The following is a 13,238-nucleotide window of genomic DNA, read 5'->3' as shown; positions in this document are numbered from 1 at the left end:
GCCTCAGCTGCGCGTCATCAGCTCGGCAGCGCGCTCGCCGACCGCCACCGCGGTCGCCGCGGGCCCGCGCGAGGGGACCGTCGGCAGCACCGAGGTGTCGACCACCCGCAGCCCCTCGACGCCGCGCACCCGCAGGTGCTGGTCGACGACGGCGCCGGGATCGGCGTCCGGCCCCATCCGGGCGGTCCCGGCCAGGTGGACGGCGGTGCCCAGGGAGCGCCGGACCCAGCGGTCCAGTTCCCGGTCCGAGGCCAGCACGTCGTCGGGCAGCCCGGTCCGCCCGGCGACCAGCGGGGCCATCGCCGCCGTCCGCAGCAGCTCGGCCGCCAGCCGCACCCCCTGCCGCATCCGCCGGCGGTCGGAGTCGGTGGCGAGGTAGCGGTACTCCAGCCGCGGCTGCACGTGCGGGTCGGTGCTGGTCAGCGAGAGCCGGCCGCGGCTGTCCTCCCGCTGCAGCGCGACGCCGAGGAAGAGGTCGTCGCGGCGCCGGGCGGTGTCGAGCAGCCGGTGCAGCGAGGTGCCGCGCAGCGCCCGGAGCGTGGCCCCCGGCCGGCGCAGCACCCGGGCCACGCCGACGGAGGTGCGGGGCGCCACCACCCGGCTGAACGGCTTGAGCCAGGGCAGCACCTCGAGGTCGCCGGGCACCGCCGCGCCGTCGGAGGTGGTGTTGAGGACGCCGTGCAGCGGGTGCAGGTCCCGCGGCATCGGCAGCCGCCGGGCCGGCCGCCAGGTGACGTAGACGTCGGGGTGGTCGGTGCAGTCCGCACCCACTCCGGGGACGTCGGCCACCACGTCGACGCCCAGCGCCCGCAGCCCGTCGGCCGGGCCGATGCCCGAGAGCAGCAGCAGCTGCGGCGACCCGACGGCGCCGGCGGCCAGCACCACCTCGCCGGCCCGCACCACGCCGTCCGCCGTCTCGACGCCCACCGCGCGGCCGCCCTCGACCACCACCCGGCGCACGTGCACGCCGCCGCGCACGGTCAGCCCGGGGTGCCCGCGGCGGGGCGAGAGGTAGGCCATGGCGGTGTTGACCCGCACCCCGTCGGCCACGTTGAGCGGGACCGGCCCCCAGCCGGGCGTCCCGTCGGCGTTCTTGTCCGGCTCGTCGGGGACGCCGAGCTCCGCGACCGCCGCCCCGAGCGCGTCGGCGAGCCGGTGGCCCTCCCGGGGCCGGCGGACCGGCACCGGCCCGTCGGTGCCGTGGCCGGGCCGGTCGCCGTACTCGCGGTCGGCCTCCAGCCGGACGAACGAGGGCAGGACGGCGTCGTAGGACCACAGGTCGTTGCCCGCCGCGGCCCAGCCGTCGAGGTCGGCCCGCGTGCCGCGGATGAAGTAGCCGCCGTTGAGCGCGCTGGACCCGCCGGCCACCCGCCCGCGCGGCACGGGGAAGGTCACCTCCTCGGTGAGCACGCCGGTGAGGTCCCAGTTCGCCGGGTGCCCGGGGACGGCGGCGGCCATCCGGGCGGCGTCGCGCAGGTCGGCGGGGAACTCGACGTGGTCGGCGCCGGCCTCCAGCACCAGCACCCGGCGTCCGGCGTCGGCCAGCCGCGCGGCGAGCGGGGCACCGGACGTGCCGGCCCCCACCACGACGACGTCCCACTCGTGGGTCACGGGCCGGGCGCCCCGGGCGGGTCCGCCGGGTCGGCCCCGCTGTCCTCGGCCCGGACGACGGGCACGCTCACGGCAGTCGCACCCGGTCGCCGTCCATGACCACGTGCCCGTCGGCCGCCAGCTTGGCCAGCGTCGCCCGGGTCGACTGGGCCGCCGCCGGCCACACCTCCCGCGGCACCCCGGCGTACACGTCGGCCACCAGTTCGTCCACGGTCCCGGCCCCGCGCACCATGGCCGCGAGCAGCTGGCTCTCCCGGAACGCCCGGTGGGCCCGGTAGAAGTCCAGCACCGCGCCCGGGTCCTCGGTCAGCTCGGGCCCGTGCCCGCAGTAGAGCGCGCTGGGGCCGAGGTCGTGCACCCGGCGCAGGGAGGCGAGGTAGGCCAGCACGTCGCCCTCCGGGTGGGTCACCACCGAGGTGCCGCGGCCCAGCACGTGGTCGCCGACGAGGACCGCGCCGGACTCCAGCCGGAAGGCCAGGTGGTCGGCGGTGTGCCCGGGCGTGGGGACGACGTCGAGCGCCGTCCCGGCCAGCGCCAGCCGCTCCCCCGGCGCCAGCACCCGGCCCTCGGGTCCGGCGACGCGGGCGTCGGCGGCCGCCACCGGCGCGTCGAACCGCGCCCCCCACGGCAGCGCCGCCTCCGCGTGGTCGCCGTGGTGGTGGGTGACGAGGACGGCGACGCAGCGGGCGTCCCGCGCGGCCAGCGCCGCCTCGACCGCCGCCAGGTGCGCCGGGTCGTCGGGCCCCGGGTCGACCAGCACGACCTGCCCGCTGCCCGGGGCACCCACCAGGTAGGTGTTGGTGCCGTCCAGCGTCATCGGCGACGGGTTGGGCGCGAGCACCCGGGTGACCAGCGGCTCGAGGTCCGCCGTCCGCGGCATCGCCCCGGGGGCCGGGAGCTCCCAGGTGGTGCGGGGGTCGACCGGGATCCTCACGCCGGGCACGGTAGCCGCGGCGGGGAGCCGCGGCGCGGTCGGCCGATACCGTCGGGGGCATGCGCTCCCCCGCCCCGCTGCTCCGCTGCGCCCTCGCCGGCGCCGCCGTCGTCCTGCTCACCGCCTGCGGCGGGTCGGGGGACGACGAGCCGGCCGCCGCGTCGAGCACCTCCGCCCCGGCGACCTCGCCGTCCGCCCCCGCGAGCGGGACGGCGACGCCCGACCCGGCCGCCCAGGAGTTCTGCGGGCAGATCACCAGCGCCTTCACCGAGCTGGAGGGCACGCTGAGCGCGACCGGTCCCGAGGAGGTCGCCGGCCGACTGCCGGAGGTGGTCACCCGGCTGGAGCAGGTGGAGGCCCCACCCGAGATCTCCGGCGACTGGGGCGCCCTCGTCGACGGGCTGCGCCGGCTCTCCGAGACGGCCGCCACCCTCGACCTCGGCACCCCGGAGGGTCAGCAGGCCTACACCGCGGCCGAGGCCGAGATCGGCCAGGGACTGGGGAAGGCGCAGACGGCGCTGTCCGACTACGTCGTCGCCAACTGCGGCCTGACCTCGGCGTCCCCGACCGGCTGAGGAAGGGGCCCCCGGCCCCCACCGTGCAAGGTCCCCGTCCTCCTCGTCCCTCGCAGGCTCGGCGGAAGGACCACCTCCTCCCCACCACTCGCGAGCTCGCGGTGGGACCCGGGAGGCGGCCGGGACGGGCCGGCGGCGGGGCCTGCAGGGGGCCGGTGCAGGTGCCCGACCGGCCGGCCGTCGCGCGGACCGGTGACGGCCCGGCGGTCCCCCGCCATCATGGCGGCCCGACCCCCGGGGTGACGACGGAGAGGATGGCCGCCATGTCCGCGACGACTACAACACCGGCGGGCTGGGCCCGCACCGCGCTGCCCTGGGGCTGGCTGGCCTCGGCCGCCCTGACCGGCCTGCTCGGGTACCTGCTGTTCGCCGTCTCCGACCACCCGGAGGAGCGCACCGCCCGGGGGGCCTGCTGCTGGGCGTCGCCGTCCTCGGTCTCGTCGCCATGGCCCTGACGCGGCGGGGCGCCCCGAACACGCGCCGGTCCTCGCTCGCGGCCAGTGCCGTCGCGGCGGTGGGCGGGCTGACCGCCGCCCTCGTCGCGGCGGGTGGACCGGCCGGCGCCGGCGACCTGGGGCTCGTCGGCGGGGTGCCCCTCGGCTGCGCCGTCGTCACGGCGCTGCTCGCGCTGGCTTCGCGCCCCTGAGGGGCCCGGAACGACGGCGGCCCGCCACCCCGGGAGGGGGTGACGGGCCGCCGTCGGTGCGGTCGGGGCCTCCGTTCAGCAGCCGCTGATGGACACGCCGCGGGCGCGCAGCCACGGCACCGGGTCCGCCTGGCCCCCGTACATGGCCCCGCCCGGGTGCACCTCGAAGTGCAGGTGCGGGCCGGTGGACTGGCCGCGGTTGCCGACCTCGGCGATCGGCTCACCGGCGACGACCCGCTCGCCGGCGCGGACGAAGTACTCGTTGACGTGGCCGTACACGGTGACCGCGCCGTCGTCGCCGCGGATGTAGACGGCGTAGCCGAAGCCGGTGGCGGTCCCGGCCCGCGCGACGACGCCGGAGTGGGCGGCGTAGATCGGCGTGCCGATGGGCGCGGCGATGTCGACGCCGCCGTGCAGGACGCCCCAGCGCATGCCGTAGCAGCTCGACGTGCGGCCGGAGGTCGGCTTGACGTAGGGGCCGGCACCGCCCGAGCTGGCGGCGGCGCTGCTGCTGCTGGACGCGGAGCTCTGGCTGCGCGCGGCGGCGCGGGCCGCGGCGGCCGCGGCGGCGGCCTCCTCCTCGGCGCGGCGGGCGGCCGCGGCGGCGGCGGCCTCCTCGGCGGCCTTCTGCTGCTGCCAGGCCTGGAAGGCGTCGCGGGCGCCCTGCAGGCGCAGCAGCTCGACCTCGGCGGCCTGGAGCTGCTGGTCGTAGGCGGCCTTCTGGGCGGCGACCTGCTCGTAGGCGTTGCGCTGGGCGGCCAGCTGCCGGTCGGCGGTGGCCTTCGCGTCGGCCGCGGCGGCCTCGGCCTCGGCGGTCCGGTCGCGGGCGGCGCGGGCCGCGGAGTCGGCGTTGGCCTGCTTGACCTGGGCGACCTCGAGCTCGCCGAGGACGTCGAGCTGGTTCTCCGAGACGTAGTCCAGCATCGCGGCCCGCTGCACCAGCTCCGCCGGGCCCTCCGCGTCCAGCAGGACCGCGGCGGTGGAGAGGGTGGTGCCGTTCATGTAGCTGTCGCGGGAGAAGCCGGCGATGCGGGCGAGCGACGCGTCCACGGCCTCGGTGGCGGCCTGCAGCTCCGCCGCCGTCCGCTCCGCCTCGGCCTGCGCCTGCAGGAGCGCCTCCTCGGCGGCCAGGTAGGCGGCGCCGGCCGCCTCGGCCTGGACGGCGTAGCCCTCGAGCTCGGACTCGGCCTGGGCGACGAGCGCGGCGATCCGGCCGACCTCGGCGGCGGCGGCCTCCTGCGCCGTCTGCGCCTGACCGATCTGCTCGTCGGTGGGGTTGGGCGGCGGCGGCGAGGGGGCGGCAGCGGCGGGCGCGGCCCCGGTCAGCACCACCGTGCCGGCCACGACGCCGGCCAGCAGGCTGCGCCCGATGCCGGCGCGCGAGCGGTGCGCCGGGGCCGCGGCGGTCCCGGACGTGCGCCGGCGAGGACGGCTGTGCAGCATGTCGCTCCCAGGGGATCGGGGTGCGTAGGGGTCGGCGAAGCGTGACACCGCCACACCGGGCTCGGAAGTTCCCACGCGGCACGGCGGCAACTCCGTGCACGCGGGGCACTCGCCCCACTCCTGTCACATCTGTTCTCGTCACCCGGACGGGTGACCTTGAGGGCTCGCCGGATCCTTTCTCATGCACGGGGTGCGGCGCCGGCCACACCGGCCGGGGGACCCCCTCCGGCCGGTCGCGCCGGGCACCCGGTCGGGCGCGCAGCGCCGTCCTAGGCTCCCCTCGTGGACGTACTCGGCTCCGGTCACGAACAAGTCGTCTTCTGCTCCGACCCCGCTTCCGGGCTGCGGGCGGTGATCGCGATCCACTCCACCGCGCTGGGGCCGGCGCTCGGCGGGACCCGCTTCCACCCCTACGCCGGCGAGGACGAGGCGGTGGCCGACGCCCTCGCCCTCTCGCGGGCGATGTCCTACAAGAACAGCCTCGCCGGCCTGGACCTCGGCGGGGGCAAGGCCGTCATCATCGGTGACCCGCACACCGACAAGACCGAGGCGCTGCTGCGCGCCTACGGCCGGTTCGTCGAGTCCCTGGGCGGCCGCTACCTGACCGCCTGCGACGTCGGCACGTACAACGCCGACCTCGACGTCGTCGCCCGGGAGACCCGCTTCGCGCACGGCCGGTCGCTCGCGTACGGCGGCTGCGGGGACTCCTCGGTGCTCACCGCCTACGGCGTCTTCCAGGGGATGCGGGCGGCCGCCCAGCACCGCTGGGGCAAGCCGTCGCTGGCCGGGCGCACCGTCGGGGTCGCCGGCGTCGGCAAGGTCGGCAGCTGGCTGGTCGACCGGCTGGTCGAGGACGGCGCCGACGTCGTGGTCACCGACGTCGACGCCGGCGCGGTCGAGCGGGTGCTCGCCCGCCACCCCGCCGTGGACGCCGTCGCCGACACCGCGACCCTGGTCCGGACGCCGACCGACGTCTACGCCCCCTGCGCGCTCGGCCGGGCGCTGGACGACGAGACGGTCGCGGTGCTCGAGGCCGAGATCGTCTGCGGCGGCGCCAACAACCAACTCGCCCACGACGGGATCGCCGCCGAGCTCATGCGTCGCGGCGTCCTCTACGCCCCCGACTACCTGGTGAACGCCGGCGGGGTGATCCAGGTCGAGGACGAGCGGCACGGGTTCTCCTTCGATCGCGCGGAAGCCCGCGCCGCCGGGATCTTCGACGTCGCGCTCCGGGTGTTCCGGGCCGCCGACGCCGACGGCGTCTCCCCCGCCGTGGCCGCCGACCGGCTGGCCGAGGAGCGGATGGCGTCGGTCGGCCGGCTGGCCACCATCCGGCTGCCGCGCTGAAGACGGGGCCGAGCCCCCGGTCGGGCGACAGCGGGGGGAGACCCGTGCCGCTCACCGATCCGTGTCGTAAGCTCGGTCGAGACAGAGACACTCAGTCGGGGTCGCCACGCGGGCCGTCCAGCCCGGAGCTGGGCTCCCGTACTCCGTAACGAGGGGGTCGAGCCGATGGGGCGCGGCCGAGCGAAGGCCAAGCAGACACGCGTGGCCCGTGAGCTCAAGTACAGCTCACCGAACACCGACCTCTCCGCGCTGCAGCGCGAGCTGGCCGGTTCACCGACGTCGTCGTACACCGCCCCGTCCCGGGCGAGCGCCGACGACGACGAGGACGACGAGTACACCGACCGCTGGGCGGACGACGACACGGACGACGACTGGGCCGCCAGTCGTTGAGAGAGGACCCCGCTGTCCCCCACCACTCGCGCGCTCGCGGCGGGCCCCTGCACCGGGGCCGCCGCGGCTCCGCGTAGGGCGTCAGCAGTTCAGCGGTAGCTGCCGACCAGGTGCGCCGCGTCCCCGGCGGTGCGCGGGCCCACGGTGCCGGCGACCCAGGCCGGCACGCCACGCTCGACCAGGGTGCCGACCACGTCGTCGGCAACCTCCGGTGCGACCGCGGCGACCATGCCGACGCCGCAGTTGAACGCCCGCTCGGACTCCCCGCGCGGCACGCCGTGCTCCTCCAGCAACGAGACGGCGGCCGGCAGCGCCCAGGTGCCGCGGTCCAGCACCGCCGCCAGCCCGTCGGGGACGACGCGGGCGGTGTTGCCGGCCAGCCCGCCGCCGGTGATGTGCGCGTAGGCGTGCACGCCCTCGACTCCGAAGCGCGTCACCAGCGCCAGGCAGTCCAGCGCGTAGATGCGGGTCGGCTCGAGCAGCACCTCGCCCAGCGGGCGGTCCAGCCCGGCCGGCGTGGCGGTCAGGTCGAGCCCCGCGGCGGCGACCACCCGGCGCACCAGCGAGTAGCCGTTGGAGTGGAAGCCGGACGACGCCATCGCGACCACCGCGTCGCCGTCCCGGACCCGCTCGGGGCCCAGCACCGCGTCGGCCTCCACGACGCCGACCGCGGTCGCGGCCAGGTCGTAGTCGTCGGGCGCCATGAGGTCGCCGTGCTCGGCGGTCTCCCCGCCGACCAGCGCGGCGCCGGCCAGCGTGCAGCCGGTCGCGATGCCGGTGACGATCGCGGCGATCCGCTCGGGGACGACCCGTCCGCAGGCGACGTAGTCCTGCAGGAACAGCGGCTCGGCGCCGCAGGCGACCAGGTCGTCGACGACCATCGCGACCAGGTCGATGCCGACGGTGTCGTGCCGGTCCAGCCGGCGGGCCAGGGCGATCTTGGTGCCGACGCCGTCGGTGGAGGAGGCCAGGAGGGGCCTGCGGTACTTCGCGGTGTCGAGCGCGAACAGCCCGGCGAAGCCGCCGAGGCCGCCGACGACCTCCGGGCGGTTGGTCTTCTCGACCGCCGTCCGCATGAGGGTGACGGCCCGCTCGCCGGCGTCGATGTCGACGCCGGAGGCGGCGTAGGTGAACTGCTGGCCGCCCTCGCTCACGGGCGGGTCAGCGCGTCGTCCGCGCCGCCGGACACGGCGGCGCTGCCGGCCTGCCGGCCGGTCCAGCCGGTGACGGCGCGCCGCTCGATGCCCTCGAGCAGGTGCTTGCCGAGCAGCTCGCTCTCCGCGAGCGGGATGGGGTACTCGCCGGTGAAGCAGGCGGTGCACAGCCGGTTGACCGGCTGCTCCGTGGCGGCGATCAGGCCCTGCTCGGAGACGTAGCCCAGCGAGTCGGCGTTGATCGAGGCCCGTACGCCGTCGATGTCGAGGCCGTTGGCGATCAGCTCGGCGCGGCTGGCGAAGTCGATGCCGTAGAAGCACGGCCACTTCACCGGCGGCGAGGAGATCCGCACGTGCACCTCGATCGCGCCGGCCTCGCGCAGCATGCGGATCAGCGCCCGCTGGGTGTTGCCGCGCACGATCGAGTCGTCGACGACGACCAGCCGCTTGCCGCGGATGACGTCGCGCAGCGGGTTGAGCTTGAGCCGGATGCCCAGCTGCCGGATGGTCTGGCTGGGCTGGATGAAGGTGCGGCCCACGTAGGAGTTCTTGACCAGGCCCAGGCCGTACGGGATGCCGCTGGCCTCGGCGTACCCGACTGCGGCCGGGGTGCCCGACTCCGGCACGGGGATGACCAGGTCGGCGTCGGCCGGGTGCTCCTTCGCCAGCCGGCGGCCGATCTCCACGCGCGCCGCGTGCACGCCGCGGCCGCCGATCGTCGTGTCGGGCCGGGCGAGGTAGACGTACTCGAAGACGCAGCCCTTGGGCTCGCTGTGCGCGAAGTGCTGGCTGCGCAGCCCGTTCTCGTCGACGGCGATCAGCTCACCGGGTTCGACCTCGCGGACGACGGAGGCGCCCACGATGTCGAGGGCCGCCGTCTCGCTGGCGACCACCCAGCCGCGCTCCAGCCGGCCGAGCACCAGCGGCCGCACGCCCTGCGGGTCGCGGGCGGCGTAGAGGGTGTTCTCGTCCATGAAGGTGAAGCTGAAGGCGCCGCGCAGCTGCGGCAGCACCTCCATCGCGGCGGCCTCGACCGAGAGGTCCGGCCGGGCCGCGATCAGGGCGGTCACCAGGTCGGAGTCGGTGGTGGAGGTGAAGGCGCCGGGCACACCGGCGTCGGCGGCCCGGGAGGCCAGCTCCGCGGTGTTCACCAGGTTGCCGTTGTGACACAGCGCCAGCCCGGTGCCGGCGTCCGTCGTCCGGAAGGTCGGCTGGGCGTTCTCCCACGTGGAGGCGCCGGTCGTGGAGTAGCGGGTGTGGCCGACGGCGAGGTGGCCACGCAGGCTGCCCAGGGTGGCCTCGTCGAAGACCTGGCTGACCAGGCCCAGGTCCTTGTAGACGACGACCGAGGCGCCATCGGAGACGGCTATGCCCGCCGCCTCCTGGCCGCGGTGCTGCAGGGCGTAGAGACCGAAGTAGGTCAGCTTGGCGACCTCCTCCCCCGGCGCCCAGACGCCGAAGACGCCACAGGCGTCCTGGGGTCCAGGGGAATGGGGATCGAGGTCGTGCGTCAGCCGTCCGTCACCGCGAGGCACTCGTCGAGGGTACCGGCGTCGGCCGACGGGTTCCGGCCGGGCGGGGTGGCGCTGGCCACCCCGCCCGGCCGGAACCGCGGCCCCCTCCAGGGACGGGGTCCTGCTCCGAGGGGTGGGTCCTTCCCTCACCTCACGTTCGACATCTCCGCGCTGATGGTCGTGTCGTCGCCGTGACCGGTCCTGACGACGGTGTCGCCGTGCAGGCTGAGCAGTCGGGACCGGATCGAGTTCAGGATCGTCGGCTTGTGGCTGTAGGACCGGCCGGTGGCGCCGGGGCCGCCGTGGAACAGGGTGTCGCCGGTGAACACCGTGGCCAGGTCGGGGGCGTGCAGGCAGGTGCTGCCCGGGGAGTGGCCGGGGGTGTGCAGCGCGGTCAGCGTGGTGCCGGCGACGGTGAAGCGGGTGCCCTCGGCCAGGTCGGAGTCCGGGGCGGTGTCGGGGTGGACGACGTCCCACAGCATCCGGTCGGCGGGGTGGAACCAGATCGGTGCGCCGGTGGCCTCGCGCAGCGCCACGGCGGCGGTGATGTGGTCGTTGTGCCCGTGGGTGAGCACGATCGCGGTGACCCGGCGGCCGCCGATCGCGTCGAGGATGGGGGCGGCGTCGTGCGGGGCGTCGATGACGAGCACCTCGTCGTCGTCGCCGACCAGCCACACGTTGTTGTCGACGTCGAAGTCCTGCCCGTCGAGGCTGAACACGCCCGAGACCACGGTCTTGTCGATGCGGGCGGTCACTTCTGGAACACCACGACCGAGCGCAGGACCTCGCCGGCGCGCATCTTGTCGAAGGCGGCGTCGACGTCGTCGATCCCGATGGTCTCGGTGACGAAGTCCTCCAGCGGGAAGCGGCCCTGCCGGTAGAGGTCGACCAGCATCGGGAAGTCCCGGGAGGGCAGGCAGTCGCCGTACCAGGAGGACGTGATCGCTCCTCCCCGGCCGAACACCTCCAGCAGCGGCAGGGTGATGGTCATGTCCGGCGCGGGCACGCCGACCAGCACCACCCGGCCGGCCAGGTCGCGGGCGTGGAAGGCCTGCTCGAACACCGCCGGGTGGCCGACCGCGTCGATGGTCACGTCCGCGCCGAACCCGCCGGTGGCGGCCTGGACCGCGGCCACCGCGTCGGTTTCCCGGGAGTTGACGGTGTGGGTGGCGCCGAACCGCTTGGCCCACGCCAGCTTCCGGTCCTCGACGTCGACGGCGACGATCGTGGTGGCCCCGGCGAGCTTGGCGCCGGCGATCGCGGCGTCGCCGACGCCGCCGCAGCCGAACACCGCCACCGACTCCCCGCGGCGCACGCCGCCGGTGTTGAGCGCCGCGCCGACGCCGGCCATCACCCCGCAGCCCAGCAGCCCGGCGGCGGTGGCCGGGGCGGCGGGGTCGACCTTGGTGCACTGCCCGGAGTGCACCAGGGTCTTCTCGGCGAACGCGCCGATGCCCAGCGCCGCCGACAGCGCGGTGCCGTCGGTGAGCGTCATCTGCTGGGCGGCGTTGTGCGTGGCGAAGCAGTACTGCGGCTCGCCCTTGCGGCAGGCGCGGCACTGCCCGCAGACCGCCCGCCAGTTGAGGATGACGTAGTCGCCGACGGCGACGTCGGTGACGCCCGCGCCGACGGCGGAGACCACCCCGGCGGCCTCGTGGCCGAGCAGGAAGGGGTAGGTGTCGGTGATGTTGCCCTCGCGGTAGTGCAGGTCGGTGGCGCACACCCCGCAGGCCTGCACGTCGACCACCGCCTCCCCGGGACCGGGGTCGGGCACGACGATCGTCTCGACCGTGACGGGGGCTCCCTTGCTGCGGGCGACGACGCCCTTCACCTCGTAGGCCATGGTCGGGAGCCTATTCCGGCAGGTGCGACCGCGACCCGGCGTCCCGCACGTACGGTCCGGACGGCCGGTTGACAACGATCGGGTTGCGAACGGTCATGAATCGCCCATCCGGTTTCGCGGTACGTACAGCGGGAACGTAGCGTTCCCGCGGGTCCGTGACGTCTGGCACAGACCCATTCCGGCGGGGGATCCCCCGACCGATGTCCTCCGGAGGTCCCGTGGCAGTACCGAGTTTCCTGGCCCGCGAACGCATCGTGGCCCGTCCCGGCTTCAACCGCTGGTTGATCCCGCCGGCTGCACTCGCCGTGCACCTGTGCATCGGCCAGGCGTACGCGACCAGCGTCTACAAGGCGTCCCTCGTCTCACACTTCGAGTCGACGCTGACCGCGATCGGGATCATCTTCTCGATCGCCATCGTGATGCTCGGCCTCTCCGCCGCCCTGTTCGGCACCTGGGTGGACCGCAACGGCCCCCGGGCGGCGATGTTCACGTCCTGCGTCCTCTGGGTCACCGGCTTCCTGGTCGGCGGCGTGGGCATCGAGATGCGCCAGCTGTGGCTGGTGTACCTGGGCTACGGCGTCATCGGCGGCATCGGCCTGGGCATCGGCTACATCTCGCCGGTCTCCACCCTGATCAAATGGTTCCCCGACCGGCCCGGCCTGGCCACCGGCATGGCGATCATGGGCTTTGGTGGCGGCGCGCTGATCGCAGCGCCACTGTCCCGCCAGCTCATGAGCTACTACGACCCCGCCTACGTCCCCAGCGACAGCACCTCGGTGCCCAACGGCGAGGCCGTCGCGGCCCTGTTCTTCACGCTGGCCGCGCTCTACCTGGTCTTCATGATGTTCGGCGCCTTCATCGTGCGGGTGCCGGCCAACGACTGGCGGCCCACGGGCTTCGACCCGGCGTCGGTGAAGAAGAAGGCCCTGGTCACCACCGAGAACGTGTCGGCCAACAACGCCATCAAGACCCCGCAGTTCTGGCTGCTGTGGACGGTGCTGTTCTGCAACGTGACCGCGGGCATCGGCATCCTCGAGCAGGCCTCGCCGATGATCCAGGACTTCTTCCGCACCGGTGAGACCTCCACGGTCGCCGCCGCCACGGCCGCCGGCTTCGTCGGCGTGCTGTCGCTGTTCAACATGGGCGGCCGGTTCGTGTGGTCCTCGACGTCGGACTTCATCGGCCGCAAGCCGATCTACATGGTCTACCTGGGCGTCGGCATGCTCCTGTACGTCATCCTGGCCCTCTTCGGCAGCACGGCGTCCTGGATCTTCGTGCTGACCGCCGCCATCATCATCAGCTTCTACGGTGGTGGCTTCGCCACGGTCCCGGCCTACCTGCGCGACCTCTTCGGCACCTACCAGGTGGGCGCCATTCACGGCCGGCTGCTGACCGCATGGGCGGCCGCCGGTGTGGCCGGGCCGCTGATCGTCAACGGCGTCCTGGACACCCAGGGCACCCCCGGTCAGCTGGTCGCGGCGAACTACCGCCCGGCGCTGTTCATCATGGTCGGCCTCCTGGCGGTCGGCTTCATCGCCAACCTGCTGATCAAGCCGGTGTCGGAGAAGTTCTGGGAGCCGAAGGCCACCACCCCCGCCACCGCCCGCGCCAACCCGGAACGGAGCCCCGTCCGATGAGCCACCCCGCCACCGACGACCGGCAGCCCACGCACACCCCGGCGGCCCTGATCGCCTTCGCCTGGACCCTGGTGGGCGTCCCGCTCGCCTACGGGCTGTACAACACGGTGAAGGCCGCCAGCGCCCTCTTCGGCGGCTGAGCCC

General features: G+C 75.1%; 14 protein-coding genes. 7 read left to right on the top strand and 7 right to left on the bottom strand.

What is annotated here, in order from left to right:
- Positions 1–3: 3 nt before the first annotated feature.
- Together BLW63_RS14885 and BLW63_RS14880 are read right to left on the bottom strand one after the other, a co-directional pair.
- On the bottom strand, positions 4–1,611 hold the full coding sequence (locus BLW63_RS14885; RefSeq protein ID WP_091157856.1) for a GMC family oxidoreductase: 1,608 nt from the start codon (positions 1,609–1,611) through the stop codon (positions 4–6).
- Between the two features lie 67 nt (positions 1,612–1,678).
- Positions 1,679–2,545, bottom strand: coding sequence for an MBL fold metallo-hydrolase (locus BLW63_RS14880; protein ID WP_091158006.1), 867 nt, complete (start codon positions 2,543–2,545; stop codon positions 1,679–1,681).
- Between the two features lie 59 nt (positions 2,546–2,604).
- Here BLW63_RS14880 and BLW63_RS26880 point away from each other — a divergent pair, with 59 nt between their 5' ends.
- The 3 genes from BLW63_RS26880 to BLW63_RS14865 all read left to right on the top strand — a co-directional run bounded on the left by BLW63_RS26880 (position 2,605) and on the right by BLW63_RS14865 (position 3,766).
- Positions 2,605–3,120 (top strand): hypothetical protein, encoded by a 516-nt coding sequence (locus BLW63_RS26880; protein ID WP_091157854.1) that lies wholly within the window; start codon positions 2,605–2,607, stop codon positions 3,118–3,120.
- Positions 3,121–3,383: 263 nt separating this feature from the next.
- Positions 3,384–3,575, top strand: a complete 192-nt coding sequence (locus BLW63_RS14870) for a hypothetical protein (protein WP_139263550.1) — start codon at positions 3,384–3,386, stop codon at positions 3,573–3,575.
- Positions 3,566–3,766, top strand: coding sequence for a hypothetical protein (locus tag BLW63_RS14865; protein WP_091157850.1), 201 nt, complete (start codon positions 3,566–3,568; stop codon positions 3,764–3,766). The genes BLW63_RS14870 and BLW63_RS14865 overlap by 10 nt, the downstream gene beginning before the upstream one ends.
- A 75-nt stretch (positions 3,767–3,841) precedes the next feature.
- On the opposite strand, the gene BLW63_RS14860 is transcribed toward BLW63_RS14865, so the two are convergent.
- The gene (locus BLW63_RS14860; RefSeq protein ID WP_091157846.1) at positions 3,842–5,209 is read right to left on the bottom strand and encodes a M23 family metallopeptidase; all 1,368 of its coding nucleotides are present in this window, start codon (positions 5,207–5,209) and stop codon (positions 3,842–3,844) included.
- A 282-nt stretch (positions 5,210–5,491) separates the two neighbouring features.
- Between BLW63_RS14860 and BLW63_RS14855 the strand changes: the two genes are divergently transcribed.
- Both BLW63_RS14855 and BLW63_RS14850 read left to right on the top strand, forming a co-directional pair.
- The gene (locus tag BLW63_RS14855; RefSeq protein WP_091157843.1) at positions 5,492–6,556 is read left to right on the top strand and encodes a Glu/Leu/Phe/Val family dehydrogenase; all 1,065 of its coding nucleotides are present in this window, start codon (positions 5,492–5,494) and stop codon (positions 6,554–6,556) included.
- A gap of 165 nt (positions 6,557–6,721) precedes the next feature.
- Positions 6,722–6,946, top strand: a complete 225-nt coding sequence (locus tag BLW63_RS14850) for a DUF3073 domain-containing protein (RefSeq protein WP_091157840.1) — start codon at positions 6,722–6,724, stop codon at positions 6,944–6,946.
- An 89-nt stretch (positions 6,947–7,035) separates the two neighbouring features.
- On the opposite strand, the gene purM is transcribed toward BLW63_RS14850, so the two are convergent.
- The 4 genes from purM to BLW63_RS14830 all read right to left on the bottom strand — a co-directional run bounded on the left by purM (position 7,036) and on the right by BLW63_RS14830 (position 11,457).
- Positions 7,036–8,100 carry a phosphoribosylformylglycinamidine cyclo-ligase gene (gene purM / locus BLW63_RS14845; protein ID WP_091157837.1) on the bottom strand — a complete coding sequence of 355 codons (1,065 nt, stop codon included), beginning with the start codon at positions 8,098–8,100 and terminating at the stop codon, positions 7,036–7,038.
- Entirely contained in the window at positions 8,097–9,635 is a 1,539-nt protein-coding gene (gene purF / locus BLW63_RS14840) for an amidophosphoribosyltransferase (protein ID WP_091157835.1), read from the bottom strand. Before purF ends, purM begins: the two co-directional genes overlap by 4 nt.
- 125 nt (positions 9,636–9,760) lie before the next feature.
- Positions 9,761–10,369 carry an MBL fold metallo-hydrolase gene (locus tag BLW63_RS14835; RefSeq protein WP_091157833.1) on the bottom strand — a complete coding sequence of 203 codons (609 nt, stop codon included), beginning with the start codon at positions 10,367–10,369 and terminating at the stop codon, positions 9,761–9,763.
- Complete coding sequence (locus tag BLW63_RS14830) at positions 10,366–11,457, bottom strand: S-(hydroxymethyl)mycothiol dehydrogenase (protein WP_091157831.1); 1,092 nt, start codon at positions 11,455–11,457, stop codon at positions 10,366–10,368. The genes BLW63_RS14835 and BLW63_RS14830 overlap by 4 nt, the downstream gene beginning before the upstream one ends.
- A gap of 218 nt (positions 11,458–11,675) precedes the next feature.
- Between BLW63_RS14830 and BLW63_RS14825 the strand changes: the two genes are divergently transcribed.
- The gene (locus tag BLW63_RS14825; RefSeq protein ID WP_211517121.1) at positions 11,676–13,094 is read left to right on the top strand and encodes an OFA family MFS transporter; all 1,419 of its coding nucleotides are present in this window, start codon (positions 11,676–11,678) and stop codon (positions 13,092–13,094) included.
- A complete protein-coding gene (locus BLW63_RS26875) occupies positions 13,091–13,234 on the top strand; it encodes an MFS transporter small subunit (RefSeq protein WP_170856789.1) in 144 nt (47 codons plus the stop codon). The genes BLW63_RS14825 and BLW63_RS26875 overlap by 4 nt, the downstream gene beginning before the upstream one ends.
- Positions 13,235–13,238 lie beyond the last annotated feature (4 nt).

The sequence above is a fragment of the Geodermatophilus africanus genome (assembly GCF_900107105.1).
Taxonomy (GTDB): domain Bacteria; phylum Actinomycetota; class Actinomycetes; order Mycobacteriales; family Geodermatophilaceae; genus Geodermatophilus; species Geodermatophilus africanus.
This window is presented reverse-complemented; position numbering and strand designations above follow the sequence as displayed.